30 protein-coding genes are annotated in these 23,233 nt (G+C 42.9%); 14 read left to right on the top strand and 16 right to left on the bottom strand.

Annotated elements, in window-relative coordinates; translation table 11 throughout:
- Positions 1–168: 168 nt before the first annotated feature.
- From PHE37_RS05160 to ppa, 4 genes are all read right to left on the bottom strand, one after another.
- Positions 169–363 carry a hypothetical protein gene (locus PHE37_RS05160; RefSeq protein ID WP_299993834.1) on the bottom strand — a complete coding sequence of 65 codons (195 nt, stop codon included), beginning with the start codon at positions 361–363 and terminating at the stop codon, positions 169–171.
- Between the two features lie 44 nt (positions 364–407).
- Positions 408–935, bottom strand: a complete 528-nt coding sequence (locus PHE37_RS05165; protein WP_299993835.1) for a transglycosylase SLT domain-containing protein — start codon at positions 933–935, stop codon at positions 408–410.
- A gap of 354 nt (positions 936–1,289) precedes the next feature.
- On the bottom strand, positions 1,290–1,583 hold the full coding sequence (locus tag PHE37_RS05170) for a hypothetical protein (RefSeq protein WP_299993836.1): 294 nt from the start codon (positions 1,581–1,583) through the stop codon (positions 1,290–1,292).
- Positions 1,584–1,589: 6 nt separating this feature from the next.
- Positions 1,590–2,111 (bottom strand): inorganic diphosphatase, encoded by a 522-nt coding sequence (ppa, locus tag PHE37_RS05175; RefSeq protein ID WP_299993837.1) that lies wholly within the window; start codon positions 2,109–2,111, stop codon positions 1,590–1,592.
- A 154-nt stretch (positions 2,112–2,265) separates the two neighbouring features.
- Here ppa and PHE37_RS05180 point away from each other — a divergent pair, with 154 nt between their 5' ends.
- Entirely contained in the window at positions 2,266–2,586 is a 321-nt protein-coding gene (locus tag PHE37_RS05180; protein ID WP_299993838.1) for a hypothetical protein, read from the top strand.
- A gap of 11 nt (positions 2,587–2,597) precedes the next feature.
- Positions 2,598–4,433, top strand: coding sequence for a biotin/lipoyl-containing protein (locus PHE37_RS05185; protein WP_299993839.1), 1,836 nt, complete (start codon positions 2,598–2,600; stop codon positions 4,431–4,433).
- Between the two features lie 21 nt (positions 4,434–4,454).
- Here PHE37_RS05185 and PHE37_RS05190 read toward each other — a convergent pair whose 3' ends face one another.
- Positions 4,455–5,450: a chemotaxis protein gene (locus tag PHE37_RS05190; RefSeq protein ID WP_300008270.1), complete on the bottom strand. Its 996-nt coding sequence runs from the start codon at positions 5,448–5,450 to the stop codon at positions 4,455–4,457.
- Positions 5,451–5,585: 135 nt separating this feature from the next.
- On the opposite strand from PHE37_RS05190, the gene PHE37_RS05195 reads away from it, so the two are divergent.
- From PHE37_RS05195 to PHE37_RS05220, 6 genes are all read left to right on the top strand, one after another.
- Positions 5,586–7,325, top strand: coding sequence for a molybdopterin-dependent oxidoreductase (locus PHE37_RS05195; RefSeq protein ID WP_299993841.1), 1,740 nt, complete (start codon positions 5,586–5,588; stop codon positions 7,323–7,325).
- Entirely contained in the window at positions 7,318–8,493 is a 1,176-nt protein-coding gene (locus tag PHE37_RS05200) for an aspartate aminotransferase family protein (protein WP_299993842.1), read from the top strand. Before PHE37_RS05195 ends, PHE37_RS05200 begins: the two co-directional genes overlap by 8 nt.
- Before the next feature lie 8 nt (positions 8,494–8,501).
- A complete protein-coding gene (locus tag PHE37_RS05205; protein ID WP_299993843.1) occupies positions 8,502–9,491 on the top strand; it encodes an SAM-dependent methyltransferase in 990 nt (329 codons plus the stop codon).
- A 3-nt stretch (positions 9,492–9,494) separates the two neighbouring features.
- Positions 9,495–10,007 carry an ankyrin repeat domain-containing protein gene (locus tag PHE37_RS05210; protein ID WP_299993844.1) on the top strand — a complete coding sequence of 171 codons (513 nt, stop codon included), beginning with the start codon at positions 9,495–9,497 and terminating at the stop codon, positions 10,005–10,007.
- A gap of 10 nt (positions 10,008–10,017) precedes the next feature.
- Positions 10,018–10,218: a sulfur carrier protein ThiS gene (thiS, locus tag PHE37_RS05215; RefSeq protein ID WP_299993846.1), complete on the top strand. Its 201-nt coding sequence runs from the start codon at positions 10,018–10,020 to the stop codon at positions 10,216–10,218.
- Between the two features lie 137 nt (positions 10,219–10,355).
- Positions 10,356–11,036 carry a superoxide dismutase gene (locus tag PHE37_RS05220; protein WP_299993847.1) on the top strand — a complete coding sequence of 227 codons (681 nt, stop codon included), beginning with the start codon at positions 10,356–10,358 and terminating at the stop codon, positions 11,034–11,036.
- Positions 11,037–11,063: 27 nt separating this feature from the next.
- On the opposite strand, the gene PHE37_RS05225 is transcribed toward PHE37_RS05220, so the two are convergent.
- From PHE37_RS05225 to fliL, 3 genes are read right to left on the bottom strand one after another with little or no spacing between them, the layout of a single operon-like run.
- On the bottom strand, positions 11,064–11,357 hold the full coding sequence (locus PHE37_RS05225; protein ID WP_299993848.1) for a hypothetical protein: 294 nt from the start codon (positions 11,355–11,357) through the stop codon (positions 11,064–11,066).
- 4 nt (positions 11,358–11,361) lie between these two features.
- Positions 11,362–11,721 (bottom strand): holo-ACP synthase, encoded by a 360-nt coding sequence (acpS, locus tag PHE37_RS05230; protein ID WP_299993849.1) that lies wholly within the window; start codon positions 11,719–11,721, stop codon positions 11,362–11,364.
- The gene (gene fliL / locus PHE37_RS05235) at positions 11,718–12,281 is read right to left on the bottom strand and encodes a flagellar basal body-associated protein FliL (RefSeq protein ID WP_299993850.1); all 564 of its coding nucleotides are present in this window, start codon (positions 12,279–12,281) and stop codon (positions 11,718–11,720) included. The genes acpS and fliL overlap by 4 nt, the downstream gene beginning before the upstream one ends.
- Before the next feature lie 113 nt (positions 12,282–12,394).
- On the opposite strand from fliL, the gene PHE37_RS05240 reads away from it, so the two are divergent.
- Positions 12,395–13,189 carry an ABC transporter permease gene (locus tag PHE37_RS05240; protein WP_299993851.1) on the top strand — a complete coding sequence of 265 codons (795 nt, stop codon included), beginning with the start codon at positions 12,395–12,397 and terminating at the stop codon, positions 13,187–13,189.
- A 3-nt stretch (positions 13,190–13,192) separates the two neighbouring features.
- On the opposite strand, the gene PHE37_RS05245 is transcribed toward PHE37_RS05240, so the two are convergent.
- From PHE37_RS05245 to PHE37_RS05265, 5 genes are read right to left on the bottom strand one after another with little or no spacing between them, the layout of a single operon-like run.
- Positions 13,193–13,873 (bottom strand): carbonic anhydrase, encoded by a 681-nt coding sequence (locus PHE37_RS05245; protein ID WP_299993852.1) that lies wholly within the window; start codon positions 13,871–13,873, stop codon positions 13,193–13,195.
- Complete coding sequence (locus PHE37_RS05250; protein WP_299993853.1) at positions 13,864–14,136, bottom strand: hypothetical protein; 273 nt, start codon at positions 14,134–14,136, stop codon at positions 13,864–13,866. The genes PHE37_RS05245 and PHE37_RS05250 overlap by 10 nt, the downstream gene beginning before the upstream one ends.
- 45 nt (positions 14,137–14,181) lie before the next feature.
- A complete protein-coding gene (radA, locus tag PHE37_RS05255) occupies positions 14,182–15,534 on the bottom strand; it encodes a DNA repair protein RadA (protein WP_299993854.1) in 1,353 nt (450 codons plus the stop codon).
- Positions 15,534–16,421, bottom strand: a complete 888-nt coding sequence (gene ftsY, locus PHE37_RS05260; protein ID WP_299993855.1) for a signal recognition particle-docking protein FtsY — start codon at positions 16,419–16,421, stop codon at positions 15,534–15,536. Before ftsY ends, radA begins: the two co-directional genes overlap by 1 nt.
- A 4-nt stretch (positions 16,422–16,425) precedes the next feature.
- A complete protein-coding gene (locus PHE37_RS05265; RefSeq protein ID WP_299993856.1) occupies positions 16,426–16,977 on the bottom strand; it encodes a TlpA disulfide reductase family protein in 552 nt (183 codons plus the stop codon).
- Positions 16,978–17,031: 54 nt separating this feature from the next.
- Here PHE37_RS05265 and PHE37_RS05270 point away from each other — a divergent pair, with 54 nt between their 5' ends.
- From PHE37_RS05270 to PHE37_RS05280, 3 genes are all read left to right on the top strand, one after another.
- Positions 17,032–17,676 carry a 5-formyltetrahydrofolate cyclo-ligase gene (locus PHE37_RS05270; protein ID WP_299993857.1) on the top strand — a complete coding sequence of 215 codons (645 nt, stop codon included), beginning with the start codon at positions 17,032–17,034 and terminating at the stop codon, positions 17,674–17,676.
- The gene (gene rny / locus PHE37_RS05275) at positions 17,582–19,150 is read left to right on the top strand and encodes a ribonuclease Y (protein WP_299993858.1); all 1,569 of its coding nucleotides are present in this window, start codon (positions 17,582–17,584) and stop codon (positions 19,148–19,150) included. The genes PHE37_RS05270 and rny overlap by 95 nt, the downstream gene beginning before the upstream one ends.
- A gap of 100 nt (positions 19,151–19,250) precedes the next feature.
- Positions 19,251–19,700 (top strand): CZB domain-containing protein, encoded by a 450-nt coding sequence (locus tag PHE37_RS05280; protein WP_299993859.1) that lies wholly within the window; start codon positions 19,251–19,253, stop codon positions 19,698–19,700.
- On the opposite strand, the gene PHE37_RS05285 is transcribed toward PHE37_RS05280, so the two are convergent.
- Both PHE37_RS05285 and PHE37_RS05290 read right to left on the bottom strand, forming a co-directional pair.
- A complete protein-coding gene (locus tag PHE37_RS05285; RefSeq protein WP_299993860.1) occupies positions 19,697–20,248 on the bottom strand; it encodes a DUF3365 domain-containing protein in 552 nt (183 codons plus the stop codon). The genes PHE37_RS05280 and PHE37_RS05285 overlap by 4 nt on opposite strands.
- A 66-nt stretch (positions 20,249–20,314) precedes the next feature.
- Entirely contained in the window at positions 20,315–21,199 is an 885-nt protein-coding gene (locus PHE37_RS05290) for a cation diffusion facilitator family transporter (RefSeq protein WP_299993861.1), read from the bottom strand.
- Between the two features lie 55 nt (positions 21,200–21,254).
- On the opposite strand from PHE37_RS05290, the gene cmoB reads away from it, so the two are divergent.
- Complete coding sequence (cmoB, locus tag PHE37_RS05295) at positions 21,255–22,148, top strand: tRNA 5-methoxyuridine(34)/uridine 5-oxyacetic acid(34) synthase CmoB (protein ID WP_299993862.1); 894 nt, start codon at positions 21,255–21,257, stop codon at positions 22,146–22,148.
- Positions 22,149–22,150: 2 nt separating this feature from the next.
- Positions 22,151–22,621, top strand: coding sequence for a hotdog domain-containing protein (locus PHE37_RS05300; RefSeq protein WP_299993863.1), 471 nt, complete (start codon positions 22,151–22,153; stop codon positions 22,619–22,621).
- 2 nt (positions 22,622–22,623) lie between these two features.
- Here PHE37_RS05300 and PHE37_RS05305 read toward each other — a convergent pair whose 3' ends face one another.
- Positions 22,624–23,217, bottom strand: a complete 594-nt coding sequence (locus tag PHE37_RS05305; protein WP_299993864.1) for an MBL fold metallo-hydrolase — start codon at positions 23,215–23,217, stop codon at positions 22,624–22,626.
- Between the last annotated feature and the right edge of the window lie 16 nt (positions 23,218–23,233).

The raw sequence follows: 23,233 nt of genomic DNA on the forward strand, positions 1-23,233 counted from the left end.
CTGTATCTAAAGGTTTTGGAAACAGATAGCTTTGAGCCTGTAAACAGCCGTTTTCGGGCAGATTTTTTTTTGCTTTATAGTCTCGATAACCCAAATTTTCTATCCATTTTATGATCATTGACGTTATAATTGCTTAAAAAAGTATCTGCTACAGGATAAACAAAATTTTTACTGGTTCGCCGGGGGAGGAGTGAACTGATTTTCTTTATATTCTTTGGATATTTTCCGAAGTTCTGAATCCATGGTTTTTGGGGGTACTTTGGGAGGATAAACAGGAAGAACAAAAGCCAATAGGATAAAAATCAGACTAAAGATGATACCGCTTAGAAGTGCGAGTACAATTTTTAGTTTTTCATCATCCATGTATCCCTCCGCGCTGTGTGTGGAGGTATTATACTATAAATTAATTAGGAGAGTTTGCCGGAAGAGACAAGATGGTTGACGATATCCATGTTTTTCATAACACGTGCGTAATAAGGGTGATTGACCGACCCACCGTTATAACCGCTGATAGCATTGAATTTATCAGGGCGCTGTTGATGCAGTAAGATGACATAATAGGTTGCAACTTTTGCGGAGAGTTTGATATCGCCCAATAACCGTCCGGCTAATTGCACATCGGTAAGGCTATTGAGCCAGCGGAGTTTTTTGACATTTTGTGCCACATGGCGTGCTGTAGCAACTTGAATTTGCATTGGCCCCAAGGATGCTTTGGTAAATGATTTTTTATGTCGGAAGTCACCGATGGTATTTTTTCCTGCACTACTCTCTGTTAAACAAATCGCACTTACAGTATTTTCGTAGGTTTTGCCGTTTTTATCAGGGATAGATTTTGCAACGTCTCGTACGGTTTGTAAAACATGAAGTTGTTTAGGGGTCATCGTGTCACCGAAAAGCGACAAGGTCAGTAGTAGAATAAGGGAAAGAAATCTCAAAAGTTGCACCTCGTAAATGGAATGTGAAATTTTAGGGTACTACGGAGCGGATAACAATGGTGTGACCTTTCTAAATGAATATGTTAAGAAAATGTAATAGAAAAGGTGGATGTACCACCTTGTAGAGGGAAAGCTGTGATTAAGTTTGGCTTAATTAACTGGTAAATAGCGTTATAAAATATTATAAATGCATGCTGTTGTTTAAGTTTCAATGTATAAAGTTTTATAAAAGTGTCAAAAAAAAAGGTAAAAAAATAGCTCATGAGTAAAAATGAAACATTTTTTTGAGACTCATTAATAAAAATAGTGGAGCAGATGAAACAAGGGAAGAAGTGTTGGAAAGATTACGATCGATTAAGAGTCATTGCTGGTAAGATAGATCCAGTACTCTTTATGACTTTTTCCCTGATCAAGAAAGTAGAGTTGCAAAATTGCAACCCGATACAGGGTGATTATCATTTTGGCAAAAGGTATTGCCAGGGAGATAGAAAGCCACCAAGGCTGCTGACGATCTCCTTTTGAGAGCATCATCTCTTCGACGCCGATATTCTTGCTTAAATAGAGCCCAAATGCAATTGAAAAGACAAAATTTAAAATAAGTCCGAAAATCGCGTACGCAAAAATATCTGGTGAGCCGAAATCGATCATGTTTGTTTACTCTTTATAGTTTTTAATAGCGTCTTCAAGGATTCTAGCAGCAGAAGCTTTGTCTTCAAATCCTTTTACTTTAACCCATTTACCCGGTTCAAGCATTTTGTAGGTTTCAAAGAAGTTTTTGATTTTTGCCAATGTATGTTTAGGGATATCGGCAAGATCTTGAATCTCTTCAAATGTTGGATCAATTTTTGAAGTCGGAACGGCAAGAAGTTTTTCATCGATTCCGCTTTCGTCTTCCATAATTAAAACTCCGACTAAACGGCAATTTGTTACGCATCCTTCTACCATAGGATATTCGGTAAGGATCAAGATGTCCGCCGGATCACCGTCTTGTGAAAGTGTTTTGTTGACAAAGCCGTAGTTTGCCGGATAGTACATAGCCGAATGCATAACGCGGTCAAGTACCAATGCACCGCTCTCTTTTTCAACTTCATACTTGATGTTTGATCCGCATGCAATCTCAATAATTGCTTTGACTTTATCCGGATTTTCTCCGTAACCGATTTTGCTAAGATCCATGATATCTCTCCGTCTTAAAAAATGATGCGGATTGTAACGAAAGAAACTAAAAGGTTCATTGAAATGAGATTCAGTAAATCTTTTTTAATGAACTTTGTAATAGAATCACGAATCGTGTTACGAATACGCGTGCAAATTATACAGGGGATAGCGAGTGGGATTACTCAATAAAGTAATGAAATATTTTTCAGTATTTCAATCCAACAATGCCCCGAAATCTCTAAACTTTGCAAGTGAGGGTGCCGTAATGGCTTCTGAAACATCATCGTTAGATCGTATAGAGGGTGCTAAAATAGCAGCAATAGCTGCAGCTTTGCATCATCATGATCTGGAAAATAATGATGTGAGAGCAAAAGTAGCTGCAATTGCAGCAGCGATCCACCACCATGAAACCGAGAATTCGCAAAATGGCGGTTTACTCGGTGTGGCTGCAGTGATTGCGGCGATCCACCACCACAACAATCTAATGAAGTAGGGATGACGTAAATGGCAAAAAAATACATCGATATTATGGACACTACTTTCCGTGACGGTTTTCAGTCAGTTTTCGGCGGTCGTGTACTTATGGAAGATTTCTTCCCTGCCCTTGAGGCAGCCAAAGAGGCAGGAATCCGACATTTCGAATTTGGAGGCGGTGCCCGTTTCCAAAGCCTTTTTTTCTATCTGAATGAAAATGCATTTGATATGATGGACCGTTTCCGTGCCATCGTAGGACCGGATGCGAACCTTCAAACATTGGCGCGTGGAGTCAATACGGTAATGCTTGATACCGGCAGTCGCGAGATGGTTGATTTACATGCCAAGATGTTTAAAAAACACGGAACAACTACAATTCGTAATTTCGACGCACTCAATGATGTCGAAAATCTCAAATATTCCGGTGAACGAATCGTCCATCACGGGTTGAAACATGAAGTGGTCGTCACTATGATGGATCTTCCTCCGGGGTGTGTCGGTGCACATGATGTTGCATTCTACGAAAAAACACTTCGTGAAATTTTAGATTCCGGTATCCCGTACCACTCTATTTGTTTTAAAGATGCAAGTGGAACTTCGAGTCCTCAAAAAGTCTTTGAAACCATTCAAATGGCTCGACGCTTAGTTCCGGAAGGGACTCATTTGCGTCTTCATACGCATGAGACCGCTGGTGTGAGCGTAGCATGTTATCTTGCTGCTCTGGATGCGGGTATTGACGGTATCGATATGGCTGCGGCTCCTGTGAGCGGCGGTACATCACAACCCGATATTTTAACGATGCTGCACGCAGTAAAAGGTAAAAATTTCGATCTCGGCGGACTTGAACTCGAAAAAATTCTAAAATACGAAGATGTATTGGGTGATTGTTTAAAAGATTACTTCATGCCTCCTGAAGCAACACAGGTTTCACCTCTTATTCCGTTCTCTCCGATGCCGGGTGGAGCGTTGACAGCGAATACGCAAATGATGCGCGACAACAATATGTTGGATCGTTATCCTGAAGTTATTCGTGCAATGCGTGAAGTAGTTGAAAAAGGGGGATACGGTACATCGGTAACTCCGGTTTCTCAATTTTATTTCCAACAAGCGCTTAACAATGCACTGATGGGGCCATGGAAAAAAATTGCACCGGGCTATGGAAAAATGGTTTTGGGTTACTTCGGTAAAACTCCTACTGCTCCGGATCCGGAAGTGGTGCGTATAGCAGCGGAACAACTCAAACTCGAACCGACGACCGATAATGCGATCGATATTGCAGACCGAGATGAGACCAAATCGGTAGCGTATTGGACTAAAAAATTGAGCGATGAAGGCATCGAAGCTACAGATGAAAATATTTTCATCGCCGCTTCATGCGATGTCAAAGGAATTGCATTCCTCAAAGGGGAAGCAACCGTTAATGTTCGCAAAAATAGCCCGAAAACGGCTGAATCAACACAATCAAATCAATCACAACAGGAGAATCTTCTTATGGCAAACGGCACTTACACAGTTATCGTAGACGGACAACAATATAATGTACAAATCGTAGGCGGCAACGCAAGCGTTCAAGTAGCACCGACTGTAGTCGCGGCACCTGCGGCAGTAGCGGCACCGGTCGCTCCGGCAGCACCTGCAGCCCCAGCGGTTAATGCAAATGCTATTTGTGCTGAGCTTCCGGGTTCAGTATTTAAATTGGTTGCATCTGTAGGCGACAGTGTAAATGTCGGTGATAAAATCATGATTCTTGAAGCGATGAAAATGGAGATCGACGTAGTTGCTCCGCGTGCAGGTAAAGTTACATCCATTAATGTAAATGTTAATGACAAAATCGAGGCTGGCCAAGTATTGGCTGTCGTAGAGTAAAACTTTCTTTTTTTCTCCCTTTTATTGAGGGAGAAGTTTCAACGCAATATCATTCATTTTTTCTACTATCAGCGGTAAAATATTTTCACTCTTCGTTTTATCTATAAATCCATCTGCTCCCAGACTAGCCGCTTCACGTTTATTATTATCTCCCGTCATGGAACTGTTAACAATGATCGGGATAAATTTTGTTTCCGGATTGGCTTTAAGACGTTGGATAACGGTAAAGCCTGACATTTCAGGCATTTCAATGTCGGTAATGATCGCTGGGATTGAAGAGGGGTTCGGATGTCGCGCAATAAATTCAATCATATCTCTACCGTTATTAAAAATTTGATATCCGATATGGGCATGTTCAAAAATATGGGTTAAATGCCGCTGCGCAGTTTTAGAATCTTCAGCGATAAGAACAACACCGTTTTTCAGTTTTTCTGGAATTGTGATATTCGATAATGATTTTGCGGCTAAATCAACATTGACCATCGCTTGAGGGATGACTTCTGCGAGAAGCTTTTCATAATCCAGTACAAGGCACAAACTGCCGTCATCTAGCCGTGTATCATTAATAACGACACCGTCATCCCCTAGGCGGTACGAATCCGGCGCGTGCATTTCGTTCCAGTTCTTTTTTATGACGCGGTATGCGTACATGATTCGAATTCCGATAATAATCCCGTTAAAATCGCAGATAAGAAGATTGGACGCTTTTTTCTTCGTATCATCAAGTTCTACACCCAACCATCTAGGAAGATTAAGAATCGGTATTTGCATTTCCCGTAAGACAATTGTCCCTTCTAAAAGAGAATGAGCACCCGGAATTTGGGTGAGGTGGTGGCGTTTTGCTTCGACGACTTCACGGGTTTTAAAAACATTGATAGCGTAATAGGGAGATGTTTCTGCTGCATCGATTTTAAAGACTAACAGTTGGACTTCATTATTTTTTGCTAAATTGGTTGCGGCATCGACATGTTCCAAAAGAGACATAGTAACCTCGATTATTTTATATTTGTTTATCATATCCTAATTCGGGTATTTTTTTTACTAAAATCTAAAGGGTGAGGAGGGTAAAATACTTTTAAATTGTTTAGAAAAAAAGGAATTGGTGTGAAGCTGTTTCTTTTGATGTGCGTTATGAAAGTTGAGTAGTAAAAAATGAATCAAACCACTGCGTGTCCGCTCGATTGTTATGATGCATGCCGTATTCATATCGATGAAAACGGAAAGATCAAGGGAGATAAAACACACCCTGTAACGAGTGGATATTTATGTCCTCATCTTAATCACTTCGCGCAGCAAGACCGTATCCAGTTTCCGAGATTGCATGGTAAAACGGTTACGATGGAGAAAGCGCTTGAAACGTTGATTGATGCACTTCAAAAATCCAAGCCCGATCAGCTGCTTTATTATCGCGGAAGCGGCAATATAGGTTTGATGCAACGTGTGTCCGAACATTTTTTTGCTTCTATCAAAGCGGTCGGTACTTCAGGATCGTTATGTGACGGGGCGGGTGAAGCAGGTGTTCTTCTCGGACGCGGAAAAAATGAGATCCTTTCTCCTCAAATGATCCGAGAGAGTGAAGTCGTTGTGTTTTGGGGGCGAAACCCACATACGACGCATTCGCATCTGTTGCCTTTTTTAGAGGGCAAAAAGATCATTGTCATCGATCCGTTTAAAACGGCGATTGCACAAAAAGCTGATTTGCATATTCAAATTAAGCCTCATTGTGACTTGCATTTGGCGTTGTTATTGAGCCGATTTGCAGTCATCGAAGGGTTGCTTGATAGCGAATTTTTACAAAATCATGCAAGTGAATACAATGATTTCTATGAGTTGACTCAAACGGTACGAATTAAAGCAACACTGGATGCCATTGATGTCACACTTGGTCAGATCGGTGCGGTATTGGAACTGATGCAGGGAAAAAAGACGGCTATTCTAGTCGGGGTAGGGGTACAAAAATATCAAAACGGTGCCGACGTACTTCGCGCAATCGATGGGTTCGGAGCGATAATGGGACTTTTCGGCAAATCCGGATGCGGGGTGAGTTATGTCGGTGATTCGCTCTATGGCATTGAACTGCCGTTTAAAAGTATAACCCATCGGGTGAGTAAGCCGACGGTTGATTTTTCAAAGTATAATTGCGTTTTCATTCAAGGTGCGAATCCACTTTCGCAAATGCCCAATTCGAGTGGGGTAAAACATTTGTTTGCTCTTGCAGGATTTAGCGTTTATTTCGGATTGTATGAGAACGAAACCTCTCAAGCAGCTGATTTGGTTATTCCGGCTAAAACGTTTTTAGAAAAAGATGACATTCGAAGCTCTTACGGTGATTATACGCTCCAAGAAATGTGTAAAGTTACTGAGGGTACAATCGGATTGAGTGAATATGAGTTGACACGTGCGTTGTGCGATGCATTCGGGATTGCTCTGGAAAGTGAATCATTTTATCTGGAATCTCTACACTCTCAGATCGATTATCAAGAGGGTGTCGGATATCGTCAGAAGAGACCTGATATTCCTTATGAAGATGGGTTTGAGAACGGTGAATTTGAATTTTTAGATGAGATTGATCTGAGTGTCGATAGCTCTGAAGGGTTTTATCTTATCACATCGAAATACTCCAAAGGGCTTAACTCGCAGTTTAAAAGAGCTGAGGGAGTTTATTTCCATCCGGAGGCGGGATTTGACGAGGGGGAGTTAGTTCATCTCTCATCGCACGCCGGAGCAGTTGATATGATAGTAAAATATGATGCGTGTTTAAGGCGTGACTGTTTGATGATTTATTCAGGGACCGTTGATGGGAATGTATTAACTCCGGCACTGCTCAGTTATGAAGGTGAGAGTGCCGTATATCAAGAATATAAAATAAAGGTGACTAAAAAAAATGACTAAAAATTTTGAACAATATGTATTACCGACGTACGGACGACAGAATGTCAGTTTCACGTCAGGGAAAAATGCCGTGTTAATTGACAGCGAAGGCAAAGAGTACATTGATTTTGCTGCCGGTATTGCAGTGTGCAGCGTGGGCCATGCGAATGAACGTCTGACGAAAGCGATATGCGATCAAGTGAGCAAGGTGATCCATGTCTCTAACCTCTATTACATAGAACCTCAAGCAGAGTGTGCACGCCGTATAGTAGAGCTCAGCGGTTACGACATGAAATGCTTTTTCGGTAACAGCGGTGCCGAAGCAAATGAAGGGGCGATTAAAATCGCTCGAAAGTACGGAGAGGTGGAAGGACAGCCGAAGCGCTATAAAATTATTACGCTGGATCATTCGTTTCACGGACGTACAATTACGGCTCTTAAAGCAACAGGACAAGAATCGATGCACAACTACTTCGGTCCGTTTCCGGATGGATTTGTGTATGCCAAAAACATCGACGAGATAGAATCTCTGATCGATGATCATACGGTTGCAGTGATGATCGAACTGGTACAAGGGGAAGGCGGAGTTCAGCCGCAGGATCGTGCTAAAGTACAAGCGTTGGCAGCGATGTTGAAATCACGCGATATTTTACTCATGGTGGATGAAGTTCAGACCGGTATTTATCGTACGGGTGAGTTTTTGGCATCAAACCTCTACGGTATCGAACCGGATGTGATCACGTTGGCCAAAGGTTTAGGAGGGGGTGTTCCGATCGGTGTCGTAATGACGTCTAAAAAAGATATTTTTGCGCCCGGTGATCACGGCTCTACGTTTGGCGGGAATTACCTCTCGACAGCTGCGGCAAATGAAGTACTCGATATTCTGGAAGAGCTGAAAGTGAGTGGCGAATTGGATGAGCATCTCCTTTATTTTGAAACTGCATTGGCAGCGTTTGCAAAGGTTCATCCAGCAATCTTTCTGGAACATGTCGGACTCGGTATGATGCGCGGATTACGCGTTGTAGACGCCGATACATTAGCCAAAATCATCAACGCAGCCCGTGAATCGGGAGTTATCGTCCTTAAAGCGGGACGTAATACTCTCCGTTTTCTACCGCCGCTTACGATCACGAAAGCCGATATCGATGAGGGGTTTGCGCGTCTTGAAAAAGCGATTGCAGCACTCTAAGGCTATCCGTGCACTTTAGCGAATACATGCATGAATGGCTCTACGGAGCGGATGGGTATTATGCCTCTTATCGTCCGATCGGTAAAAAAGGGGATTTCTATACTGCGGTGAGTACCTCGAAATTTTTCGGCGGGACGATTGCAAAACATATTATTGCCCGTATTGATGAGGGCTTTTTACGTCCTGATTCATTGATTTGCGAGATCGGTGCCCATCATGGATATCTTCTTGCCGATATTATTGAATTTATCCATACCTTGCGGCCCCAATTACTGCAAACCCTTCGTTTCGGCATTGTAGAGCGTTTTGAACAGTTGCGCGAAGCACAGCAAACTTATTTTGACGAATCATTCGGTAATGCTGTGAGATTGGAACACTATTCTGATCTATCCGAATTGGATGAGAGATGTGTCTTTTTTCTGGCAAATGAAATTTTCGATGCATTTGGATGCGAATTGGTTTACAAAGGTAAAATCGGTCGTGTTGAAAATCACAAGGTGATCTTTGACGTCGAATCCCCTGAAACCATCGCACTAGCACAGAAATACAAGCAAGATCGCGGGGAAATTTCCGTAGGATACGAATCCTTCGCCGAGGCGATGGCAAAGACGTCCCAACGGTTTGAATTTATGAGTTTTGATTACGGGGAACTCGATGCACGGAGTGATTTTTCGATTCGGGTGTATCAAAATCATCAAGTATTTCCTCTGTTTGATGAAGGGTTAAATCTCGCGGAGGCTTTCGGTATGTGTGACATCACGTATGATGTTAATTTTACCCATGTTAAAGAAGCATTTGAGGCACAGGGGATAGCCTCTATCCAATACGCTACACAACTTGTAGCACTGGTTGAGATGGGGATTCTGGAGCTTTTAGCAATGCTCAAAGAACATGCAAGCGAAGAGATTTATATGCAAGAACTCGAAAAAGTAAAAATTTTGATCACCCCTTCTTTAATGGGGGAACGATTTAAAATGATTCGATTTGTAAAGGGGTAAGTAATGCGCGGGTTTTTTGTCGTGTGTATCTGTGTTGCACTCGCTTTTGGCGGGGTTTTACATGATGCCGTCTATGATGGAAATATCGAAAAAATCCAAAATTATCTCAAAGTAAACCCTAATGTTGATGAACAAAATAAAGCAGGTCTTACCGCACTGCATGTGGCAATAAAATTGGGAGACTTGAAAATCGCACAACTGCTTCTTGATCAAGGTGCAGATATTAACGCTCAGGACTTTAACGGCAATACGCCGCTTATTTTGGCCGTCAAGAAAAAAAATATTGAGCTTGTCATCTTTGTAATACTTCACGGTGCAGATGTCAATTTGGCCAATAATGACGGGATTACACCGCTGCATCAGGCTGCTTTTAGCGGGAATGAAGAGGTAGCCGACTTTTTACTCAAATCCAAGGCGGATACCCATCTAAAAAATAATGACGGTGCGACTCCGTATGATTTTGCAATTGCAAAGAAAAATATGCTCGTAGCTCAAATGATAAAACTTTATATGTAGAGGAAATGGTATGCAGATCAAAGTAAACGGTGAAATGAGAGAGATCCCGGAAGGCTCGGCGATGCTGGATTTGATCCGATCGCTTGGATTGGAAGAGAGGGTTATGGCCTCAGCGCTAAATATGGAGATTGTGAAGCAGGATGCATGGGGTAACACTCTGCTCAAAGAGGGAGACACAATCGAATTGCTGGATTTTGTGGGTGGCGGATGACGTATTGAATCATCATGGGAGCAATGAGATATTCTGAACCATTGCTGAATTTAAATTCCGGAGTACTTTTTTTTTATAACATTTTATAAGTATAAGTTACTATGTTCGTGAATACTTTCTTTGAAGGGGAAGATAAAATGAAACATGAACTTATGACATTGCCTTATGAGCAATCCGCATTAGAACCTTATATCTCTGCCGAAACACTTTCTTATCATTACGGTAAACACCATGCCGGTTACGTTAATAAACTCAACACGCTGATCGAAGGGACTCCGTACGCGGAGAGTTCTTTGCATCAAATTATTATGGAAGCGAAAGACGGTATTTTTAATAATGCCGCTCAGGTCTATAATCATGATTTTTACTGGAAAGGGTTACTTAACAGTACTACAGAAGCGTCAGCGGAACTTGCCCTTTTGATTGAACGGGATTTTGGATCGATGGAAACGTTTAAAGAGAAATTCTTGGCCGCAGCAACCGGATTCTTCGGCTCAGGATGGATATGGCTGGTTATCACGAAAGAAGGGAAATTAGAGATCCAAACAACCGGCAATGCCGATACGCCGATACGTCACGGAAACATGCCGCTGCTCACATGTGATGTTTGGGAGCACGCGTATTATATCGATTATCGAAATGGGCGTCCTGATTATCTTGCAAACTGGTGGAAGCTGATCAATTGGCATTTTGTTTCGGATAATCTTGCTGAATTCCAAAATGATCCGATTTCAGGCTATTCGGAACCCTGCAATGAAAATACTATTGTTTGCGAATACGTTGACAGTATGCAAGAAAATGAGCATACGCCATCTTAAACGAGATCAAAAATTCAAGGAAACGGTTTAGCCGTTTCCTTGTTGTTCGAGCAGCTTTTCGTATTTTGTTTTGAGAAGCAGATAGTCACGGTGAAGCTGTTCATATTCTTTTTTATAATCGATTTCATCAAAACTTTCAGAAGGTTCGGAAGCGGAAAGAGGCTGTTTGGACTCTGAAAGGATGATATACGTGACCTCTTTGCCATCCTCGTTTTTTACAAGTGTAGGTAACTCGCCGTTCATTGTCTTTTTAATAACGGTATGGATGCTGAGACGATTTTTCGCCGCGTACTTTGGGATACTGATTAATTCGGAATTCATAATTCTAGTGCCTTTTTATACGTTCTAATGCAACAACAGCTATAGCATAGTCACCATCATGTGTGATGGATACAGACATGTCGGTAATATCGAAATACTCACGCACTTTTGATGTTAGAGAGATGAGTGGAGCCCCTTTTGGGGTTTTGGACAGGATAATGTCGTGGAAACTGCATTCTGCGCCTATACCGCAGCCTAAAGCTTTGGCACATGCTTCTTTGGCAGCCCAGAATCCTGCCGCATTGCGATTGTTTTTTATCAGTTCTATTTCACTTTTAGATAAAAACTTTTGCAATCCGCGATCGCCGAAACGCTCTATAAAGCGTTCCATACGATCCATTTTGATGAGGTCAATACCAATCATTGCACCACAAAGTCTGTAAAGTAAACATGTTGAACTTTACCGTCTTTAAGATGTCTATTGAGTTCATGCACGATCTCTTCTTTGAGTTTTTCTTTTCCTTTGACCGTGGAGATCTCTTCCAACGATTTAGAAGAGAGGATACGGATAATAATATCTCTAAAGACCGGTTTTTTCTCTTCGAGTTCAGGGCTGAGTTCTTTACCGCCCATTTCGAGATTCATCTCAACTTTGAGATAGCGTCGGCCGCTTTCTGAGAGGAGATTGACGGTAAAAGTCTCAAGTGGGAACATCAAGCCGATCTCTGTCGATGTTTCTTCTCCCCCTCCGGAGGATTCACCGCCGCTTGCATGTTCGGCTTCAGCCGGAGCCGGAGCTTCTTTATGAGAAGCTTCGGCATTTTTTGCCGCTGCCTCGTCATTTCCCATCATTAAAAAAGCAACTACACCGCCGATGATTAAAATCAGAACCAAAACTCCGATGATAATCACGAGGAGCATATTCCCCTTTTTCTTCTTTCCCTCTTCTTCCGGGGCAGTCTCTTCTTTCTCTTTTTCAGCCATCCATAGCTCCTCGATAAAGTTAATCCTTTATTGTAGCAAGAAAGTTATGAAAATTGCCACGTCTCATAATGGAAATTTTGGTAAACTTAGCGGATGAAAAGAAGGATTCCCTTATGGTAGAGACATTATTAGGTTACATCGGCCGTCCGTTTGTTCAGGTTTATGAGACAATTACACGGTTCGGACTATTTATATTATTTCAATTGCAATTATTCAAGCTGTATCCGCTTGCGTTTAAACGGTATAGAATTGTTTTAAAACAGATTGAAGTGATCGGATTTGGATGTATAGGGGTTGTTTCTCTGACAGCACTATTTACTGGAATGGTTTTGGCGATACAGCTTTATAATGGATTTCATCAATTCGGGGCTGAGAGCTTTATCGGATATACGGTCTATTTCTCGATTACCCGTGAACTTGGACCGGTATTCGCTTCTTTGATGTTGATATCCCGTTCCATTAGTGCTATGGCGGCAGAATTGGGTACGATGCGGGTGAGCGAACAGATTGATGCTATCGATATCTTGGGTGTTGACTCCAAGGAATACCTGATCACTCCGCGTATTATCGCAACGGTTATCTCATTGCCTCTTTTGGTCATATGGTTTGATTTTATCGCGATTGGTGCAGGTTATATGATTTCGACAGGAGTGTTAGGGATCAATCCGATTACCTATCAGGATACGTTGATGCGTTTGGGAGAATTTCGTGACATCATGAGCGGTGTGATCAAAGCGGCAGTATTTGGCTTTATTGTCAGTTCGATCGGAAGCTATATCGGTTATCACACCAACGGCGGAGCACGCGGTGTAGGACAATCAACGATTCTAGCCGTTGTTTACTCAGCCGTAGCGATTTTCGTCACCAACTATTTTATCTCTTCTCTCTTTTTATACTTGGATTGGTAAAAATCAATCCACAAGCTCACTTAGAGGTCGGAATTGAAAACTATCCGGATCATAGTAGTCGATCGCTCCGGTCTCGATATCATAATACCAGCCATGAATAAACAGCTTATCTTCTTCTACCATTTTTTTCACGTATGGATAGGTAAGAAGGTTTTCGATTTGGGTTACGATGGAGAGTCGTTCTGTTGCACGTAGCAGTTCTTCATGCGGTGCATGTACACCTAATGCGAGAATTGCCATAGATTTTGCTTTTTCCCCCAACGTGAGCCATTTAGCCGTATGGATCATAGAGGTATTGCATGATGTTTTATAGAGTGCTTCGATTGCTCCGCAGTGGGAATGTCCGCAGATAATGATTTCTGAGACTTCTAACACCATTACGGCATACTCTATCCCCGCCGCTGTCGAGTGGAAATCTTCATCCGGTTTGTAAGGGGCGACAAAATTTCCGACGTTTCGAACAACAAACAGATCACCTGGATTCGATTGAACGATAAGATCGGGGATAACACGCGAATCAGAACAACCGATAAAAAGGGCACGCGGATTCTGCCCTTCTTTCACGAGGCTAAGTAGTTGAGTCTCATGTTTTTTAAAATAGGTTTGCTGAAATGTTTCATTGCCGTCAGCAAACTCTTTGAGACGTTCGACGCTTAAATCAGCGGCATTCTTACTTAATGGCACTCTTCAATTCCTAGATGTTTAATAATTGCTTCGTACACTTTCCCGCCCTCACGGTCACAATCGTCATGATACTCAATCGTGATCATTTTTTTGCCGCCTGTAACATCACCACCGTAAATATTGGGTTTGATAGAACATAGAGGGCTGCACTCTGCGATCGCTTTTTCGATCATTTGGTGTTCTTCTTCCGTTGAATAAGCAAGTGATAGTTTAGTGTATCGCTCTTCAGATTTATGATCGGCAACAATAGAACATACTGGCATAAAAGATCCTTGTTTTATAATTACTCTATTATACGAAAATTTTGGTTAAAACCACTCCAAAAGTTTACTTACTTCATCGATTTCGTAACATTTAATCGCAGTTTTTTCGAGCGGTTTTTTCGGAATCAGGGCTTTTGTAATCTGTTGAGACGCCGCCTCTTTTAGCCGTTGATCAAGCTGATACACTTCGCGGATATCCCCTACGAGGGAAACTTCGCCGATAAAAACGGTCTCTTTTGAAATGGCACGATTACGGAAACTGCTGATAATAGCGGCAAGAATCGCCAAGTCGGCGGAGGTTTCGGTGATTTTGATCCCTCCGGTGATGTTGATAAAAACATCGTAGCTGTTGAGAGGGAGTTCAAGCTTACGCTCTAAAAGTGCAAGAAGCATATTGAGACGGTTGTTTTCAAATCCTGTTGCTTGACGTTTCGGATTAGGGGCATGGGTATCGCTCACGAGGGCTTGCACTTCCAGAACGATAGGGCGTGTCCCCTCCATAATTACGGTGAGGGCAGAACCGCTTTGAGATTTCGTACGGTTAAAAAATCGAGAGGAGAGATCTTTTGCCGACACGAGACCGTCGTGACGCATTTCGAATACCCCGATTTCACTGGTTGGCCCGAAACGGTTTTTAAAGCCGCGCAGGATACGTAATTCATGTCCGCTGTCCCCTTCGAAATAAAGGACGACGTCCACCATGTGCTCCAATACGCGCGGCCCTGCGATGGAGCCCTCTTTGGTGATGTGTCCGATGATGAAGATGGCGATACGTCGTTCTTTGGCAATTCGCATCAGATCAAAGGTAATTTGGCGTACTTGCGTCACCGATCCCGGAGCCGAAGCGATGGTTTCGGAGTAGAGGGTTTGGATCGAGTCGATGATTATACATTCATAGGCACGCTCATGCAGTTCTGCGAGTACCTGTTCGAGCCGTATTTCTGCAAGTAGATAGAGATTGTCGACATTCGCTCCCAGACGGTTGGCACGGAGCTTGATCTGTCCTTCGCTCTCTTCGCCGCTGACGTAGAGGACGTTTCGGTTTTGACGTGCCAGATTTGAGCCGATTTTCAGAAGCAGAGTCGATTTACCGACACCGGGGCTCCCCCCGATAAGAACCAATGAACCGGGGACAATACCGCCGCCGAGCACCATATCGAGTTCGGCATCGTCGCTGGAATAGCGTTCGGTATGCTCTTCTACGATTTGTGTGATCTCTTTGGCCTTTACCCCTCCTGAGGGCGAAGATGTAGAGGTGAGTTTGATCACCTCCTGCTGTTGTTCACTGAGTTCGACAAAACAATCCCATCCGCCGCAGTTGGTACATTTCCCCATCCATTTCGGGGTGGTAAAACCGCAGTGCTGACATTCGAAGAGGACGTTTTTTTTCTTTGCCATTATTTAGTCGCTTCTTCCCCAAATATTGCATCCAAAATACCGTCTACGAATTCGTATTTATTGAACACAACGAGGTGCTCAGGCTGTTCGCCGACACCGATGTAGAGGATCGGAAGCTGCAATGCATAGGCGATACTGAACACTGATCCCCCTTTGGCGGTTCCGTCGAGTTTGGTGATGATGATTCCATCTACGCCAACCATCTCGTTAAAGGCTTTGGCCTGAGCAATGGCGGAACTTCCCTGCGTACCGTCGAGGATCAATATTTTGTGATGCGGTGCTCCGGTATGGGCTTTGTCGCAGATACGGACGATTTTTTTCAACTCATTGCCGAGATTCGTTTGGGTATGAAGCCGTCCTGCAGTATCGATAATGACCTGCTCAAAACCGCGTGCTTTAGCGGATTCGATCGTATCGTAGGCAACGGCGCTCGGATCATGTCCTTGACGTGAAGAAATGATAGGGACATCCAATTTATCCGCCCAGCGGGTAAGCTGCTCGATGGCGGCGGCACGGAAGGTATCGGCTGCACCTAGGATTACCCGTTCGCCGTTGTTGAGATGATGTTGAGCCAATTTGGCGATGGTGGTTGTTTTCCCGGCACCATTAACACCGATAATGAGTGAAACCGTCGGCTTGTTTGGATTTTCAGGAAGAGTATTTTGGGCAAAACTCAGTGTTGCGAGGAGCTTGGAACGAAGCTGTTCTCGTGTAATATCGTTTTGGTACAGCTCTCGGAGGATGATCTCGACGAGATCGTATTCGACATCGGCTTCGAGGAGAATATTTTCCAATTCGTCTTTGGAAATTTTGGCTTTTTTCTCCGGTGCGATAGCGGCTATCGCATCAATGGTTTTTTGTAAACCCCGTTTGATAAATCCGAACATAACGTTATTTTCCTAACGCTTGAGCGATGTCGTGGTCAATAATCTCTTCTTGGGTTGCTCCGGTGTAATGAGTGACATATTGTCCATTTTTATACATGACCATCAGAGGAATCGGGAAGTTTTGGCCAACACCGATCGTAGCGGCAATAGCCCGTGCGAGAGCCTGATTATCGGCTTTATTGGAAATAAGGTAATTGCCCCCACCGAATTTTTCACGGAATGCATCGAGTTCGGCATTACTTTTGTCTTCTTCAATGGTTACACCCATGACGATCAAATCATCCCCGTATTTTTTTTGCAAATTGCCCATATGGCGTATTTCAGCTTGACACGGAGGACACCATGTCGCAAAAATATCAAACAATACGACTTTGTCTTTTCCCGCATCAAGGCTAAAATTGGCTCCCCGTTTTTCAACGGTGTAGCTTTTACCCTGAGTATCCATAAGGGTAAATTCGGCTGTGGAAACTAACGGTTGGTCGGAGGACTCTTTATTGCATCCTTGGAATAAGAGTCCGAGTGCGAACAAAGGAATTAAAAAATGTGCAAAACGCATACAAAACCTTTTTAGAGTAAAATAAGGAAGATTATAACGAAGCAAAGGTAAAAAGTGACCAAAAGCGATTTTAGGGCCTATTGTCTGGATCAGATCAAGAACGCAAACGCCAGTACCAAGAATTATCGCGATGAAAGGGTGCGGATGTTGCTTATAAAGGTGCTTAAACATCTGAAAGCAAAACGTATACTCGCATTTTGGCCGATGGGTTTTGAAGCGGATATTCGTAAGACGATTATTGCTTCGCGCGCGATGAGCGAAGTATATTTGCCGTTTATGGATGGCGTCAGTTTCAAAATGGTACCATTGAGATACCCGTTGGAACGTAAGGCTTTTGGGATTTATGAGCCTCGGGATTCGTATAGAAAATATAATTTAATAGATGTAGCTATTGTTCCTGTAGTGGGAGTAGACGGGTCACTTCGCCGAGTAGGTTTCGGTAAAGGGATGTATGATCGATTTTTTCCGACCCTTAAAACCAAACCGTTTACAATTTTTATTCAATCATGCGCGTGTCGAACGATGCAAAATGTATGTGATGATTATGATGTGCAAGGAGATCTGGTAATTACTCCCCATGGGGTGCAAAGCATGAGGAACACCAATGTTGAACGAACTACTCGTAGGAAGCGGCATCGCCGCTGTAAGCGGGCTAGTCGGATTTTTAATTTCAAAAAAGATTACCGCAACCCATTTTGATCTCTATTTGGAACAAGCACGTGCCAAATCGAAAGCGATTGAAAATGAAGCGCAAATGATTTTAGAGCGTGCATCGATTCGATCACGCGAAATCGAAAAAGAAGCACAAAAACGGTACGACGAAACGTATGAACAAGTCAAAAAAGATTTATCGGATCGAGAAGAAAAGATTCACCATAACGAACGAGAATTTGAGTTTCTTCGACGTTCCGAAGAAGAAAAACTTACATCAGAACGGGCTTTGATCGAAAACAGACGTCTGAATATAGAACGAAACGAACGTGCTTTAGAGAAATTAAAAGAAGACTACCACCAAAAAAGCGAACAAATGAAGGTGATTGTTGAGCAGCGTGCACATCTTTCGGTACACGAAGCAAAAACAATTTTATTAGAACAGGTACGTGAAGATGCACGCCTTGAATTGGCACGCAAGACGCGTGAGCTTGAAGAAGAGACCAAAGAGCAGCTTAAGCGTAAAGCGAACTATATATTAGCTCAAGCAACGTCGCGGTTTGCCGGAGAATACGCGGCAGAGCGTTTGATCAGCGTTATCCATTTGGATGATGATGAGCTGAAAGGGCGGATTATAGGCAAAGAGGGACGGAATATCAAAGCCCTCGAGATGGTAAGCGGAGTGGATATTATTATCGATGAGACTCCCAATGCGATCATCGTCAGTTCGTTCAATCTCTATCGTCGTGCAATTGCAACGAAAACGATTGAATTGTTAGTGCAAGACGGACGCATTCAACCTGCGCGTATCGAAGAGGTATATCAAAAAGTATGCGATGAGTTCGAAGAAGCGATGCAGCGTGAAGGAGAAGATATCATTCATGAAATGGGTCTTCAGGGGATTCATCCGGAGTTGATCAAACTGATCGGAAGGCTCAAATACCGATCCAGTTACGGACAAAATGCGCTTGCACATACGCTTGAAGTGGCCCATTTGGCAGGGATTATGGCGGCAGAGATGGGAGGCGATTCTAAACTCGCACGCCGAGCCGGATTGTTGCATGATATCGGTAAGTCATTAACTCAAGAACACGGCGGAAGCCATGTTGATATCGGAGTGGAACTTTGCCGTCGGTATAATGAAGACCCTGTCGTTATCAATGCTATTTATGCGCATCACGGACATGAGGATATCAAAAGTATTGAATGCGCTGCTGTTTGTGCCGCAGATACTCTCTCGGCTGCCCGTCCGGGGGCACGGCGTGAAGTGCTGGAAAGCTTTTTACGCCGTGTCAGCGAAATCGAAGAGATCGCTACCCAAAAAGCGGGAGTGAAACAGGCGTATGCGATTAATGCCGGACGCGAAGTACGGGTGATCGTCAGTGCACAAAGTGTGAATGATGACGAAACAGTTTTGATTGCTCGTGAAATCGCTGATGAGATTTCTCAAAAGGTGCAGTTTCCGGGTGAGATAAAAGTCAGTGTTATACGTGAAAGCCGTGTTGTAGAATACGCGCGCTAATAGCGTTTTAAATGATTATTTTATCAACAAATGTTATAATCTTGTGATAGAAATACGCTATGATTGTTTATTTAAATGAAAAATTCAATGGAGAACAACCGTGAATAAAGAAGAGACTCTAACGCATTTACGAAATGCAAAAAAAGCACATATCACATGGGTTCACCGGGCGCATGCTTTGATTGAAGGGCTACCGGTCGAAAAAGAGCAGGTTCCCGTGAGCTGTACCGATTGTAAATTTGGCCAATGGTTCTACGGTGAGGGACAAAGACTCAATATGATGCCGAGTATGGATTGCTTAAAAGAGATCGAGACACTCCATTTTGAATTGCACGATACGTATATGAAAATTTTTAAGATTTATTTCGGAGATGAAGACCGATCTTTTTTCTCAAAAATTTTTGGGACTCGCAAAAAAGTCTCCTCATTCAACCATGATATCGCAAAAGACTATTACAATCAGCTCAAAATTATCTCAGAGAAATTGATCGCCACGATTGAACGTCTGGAGAGAAGATTATTTGCTCTCCAAGACAGTAATTTCGTTTAAAAAGCGACGACGACCATCCCTCTCAAATCTCCCATTTTGTATCCGGTTGCATGATCTTCCGGATACGTCTCTTTGATCGCTTTGGCTAAAGGCGAATCTCCTGCAATATCACCGTGACATTTCAAACACGCTTCATTATTGATAACAATCGGCTTATAATAGACGGTGTGACCATTGGAAAGTTTTGTGAGTTTATAAGGGGGAAGGGCTTCGCTCTTTTTGAGCATTTCCTGCCATTGGCTTAAAACAGCTTTTTCTTCAGGTGTTGCGGCATTAACCGGATTGCGATTTTGGAGACTGACCCGTTTGACGGAGGTACCTGATTCTTTGGCGATTTGGTCGGTTAAACTCAGCGCATTTTGTGAGCAAAAATGAAGTGCCGCTAACGGACCGCCTGATTGCATCTGTGTTTTAAGCTCACCTCCGAGTTTTTGGACCAGTGCGGTAGATACTTCTGTCCCTTTTTGGATCATTTGTTCTTGGCTTAAAGGTTCAGCCATGAGAAGCGATGAGATAAACAGGAGTGAAAAAAATGATTTTTGGTTCATTTATATATCCTTATATTATAGTTAGCATAATTTTAACGGATTAATATTGATCTCGTCATCTGACATTTAATCTAAATGTGCCTCTTCAGAATCATCATAAGGATCGAGATGGATAAGTGAGTATACGGTGTTGTCCGGAAAGAGGTTTTTAAAAGCCAGTTCGATTCGATCTCCGACCATATGGGCATCATAAAGAGAGGTGCTGATGTTAAAAACGACATGAACACTAATATAAATTTCCGATCCTGACTGGCGTGTTCTAAGGTCATGATGACTGCTGATGTCAAGTTGGTTATTTAACACTTTATTGATTTTAGTGACACTTTTAGTATCCAAGGCAGCATCCAGAAGCATCAATATGCCCTCTTTTATGAGGGGAAAAGCAGAGTAGATCATATAGATACTGATACCGATCCCTAAAAGAGGGTCTATAAAGGTATATTCAGTAAAAGAGATCACGACCAAAGAGAGTAAAACCGCTCCGTTACTGAGTAAATCGGTTTTATAGTGCAGCGCATCAGCCTGAATGACCATATTCCCGGTTTTTTTGGCTACGAGATTTAGAAAAAAGACCAATCCGGCAGTGATGATGAGAGATGCTATCATCACTCCGATAGAGATACTCAGATGATCAATCTCACTTCCCTGTACCATTTTAGAAATAGCGGTATATAAGATAAAAAGTGCCGAGAGGCTGATAATCGTCCCTTCGATTACTGCAGCGAGTGGTTCGAGTTTTTTTCGACCGAAATTGAAATTTTCATCAGGTTCTTTATCGGAATTATGCAATGCAAAATAGTTAAAGATAGAAACAACCATATCGAGTAGGGAATCAATCGCAGAGGCTAATACAGCAACGGAACCGCTAATAATTCCAACGGTCAGTTTAAAGGCTACCAATAAAAAGGCAATGGTTGTGGAGACAAGGGTGGCTTTTTTTTCTATACGCATGGTGCCATTTTAGCCTAATATAGATAAAATTTCGAGATTATTGCAAGGAGTCAAGATGGATTTAAATGCGGTTCGGCAGGAACGTTCAAAATGGATGACATGGAAAAATATTGCTCCATTGCGGGATGCTTTGAATCATCTGCCGGATATCAATGCAACGGTCGATCTGGGAGACACGGTGAGCCTGAAAACCGATGCTACGGTTGATATTTCCGAACTTGAACGGATCGCACGTTTGATGATGCCGTGGCGAAAAGGGCCGTTTGATCTGTTCGGTCTGTTTATCGATACGGAATGGCGCAGCGATCTTAAATACAATTTTCTCCGTCCCCATTTTAATCTTAGCGGTAAAAAAGTGGCCGATATCGGGTGTAATAACGGCTATTATATGTTCCGATTTCTTGAAGATTCACCTGCAAAAATGGTCGGTTTTGACCCATCCGCCCTTTTTAAATCCCAATTTGATTTGATAAACCATTATGTAAAAAGCGATATCGTATATGAGTTGCTGGGTGTAGAGCACCTCCCGTTTTATGAAGAAAAATTCGATGTTATTTTTTGTCTGGGGGTTTTGTACCATCGCAGCGATCCGATAGCCATGCTTAAAACGCTTCGTCAAGGATTGGAAGAGGGGGGCGAAGTGTATCTCGATACCTTTATCATCGACGGGAACGAACCGGTTGCTCTTTGTCCGAGTGAGAGTTATTCGAAAATCACCAATGTCTATTTTGTTCCCACACTCAAAGCATTGGAAAATTGGTGTATTCGTGCCGGATTTACCTCTTTTGAAGTATTAGGGACGGTATTGACGACGTCGGATGAACAACGTAAAACCGATTGGATCGAATCGCAAAGTCTTGAAGATTTTCTCGATCCTGCCGATAGTACCAAAACAGTTGAAGGGTATCCCGCACCGAAGCGCGGATATATCCGGATTAAAAAGGGATAATTTTGGCAAAAAACCGATCAGAAGAGTTGGAAGAAGAAACCCTCCAGCCTGTAAATCAGCAAACGTCGCTCAATACCCATGAGAGAATCAATACCGTTTACAGCGGCGAGATTATGCGATTGGAAAAAGGGTATGCGAAAGTAAGGTTGGAAACGAACGAAGTGATGCGTGCCGATGAAGTGGGACTGGTGCATGGAGGGTTTATTTTCAGTGCGGCAGACTTTGCTGCCATGGCAGCAGTTAATGAACCCAATGTCGTTCTGGCAGCGTGTAATTGTCTTTTTTTAGCACCGGTCAGAGTAGGTGACAGTGTTACGTTTGAAGCAACGGAACATCAAAAAGAGGGACGTAAACGCAATGTTACCGTTCGCGGATTCGTCCATGATATCAAGGTATTTGAAGGGGAGTTTAAAACCGTTGTGACCGAGCGCCATGTGTTGCGTCTCGATCTGATGAAAAACGTCGAGGGATAATCTCAAATCGCCCTAAGCCAGTAGTCAACGTGCCGCTGTTCCGCACGAACAGAGGTCGGGTTCCCGTGCCCGGGATAGAGCGGCTTGTCGATCGTCCATGTTGCAAACCTTTTTAAGCTTTGGCGCATGGCTTCGCCATCCGAATAGGGAAAATCCCATCGTCCGATAGACCCCTCAAATAAAAAATCCCCGCTGAAGATCGCATCTCCGATTTCTATCATCGAACATCCGGGACAATGACCGGGAAAATGGTGGAATTTGATTTCAATCCCTTCAATAACAAAAGTTTGATCTCCGTCCACCTCAATATCCGGAGTTGAGGGTGGCAATCCGGGCATCCATGTACTGTTTTGGAGCAGCATGATATCCCCTTTTGGGGTATAGAGAGGGATATGTAATTTTTTTTGCAGTTCGCTGTTGCTCCATACGTGGTCAAAATGTCCGTGTGTATTGAGTATTGCCACCGGATTTGTGACATTTGCCATCACCCATTCGGTCGCTCCCATCCCAGGATCTATTATAAGGTCTTTTCCATCGATTTTTACGATATAACAATTCGTTTGATAGTCACCCATAGGGCGTTTGAGGATTTCCATGACTTGGCTCTTTTTT

The organism is Sulfuricurvum sp., from assembly GCF_028681615.1.
In the GTDB taxonomy this organism is placed as follows: domain Bacteria; phylum Campylobacterota; class Campylobacteria; order Campylobacterales; family Sulfurimonadaceae; genus Sulfuricurvum.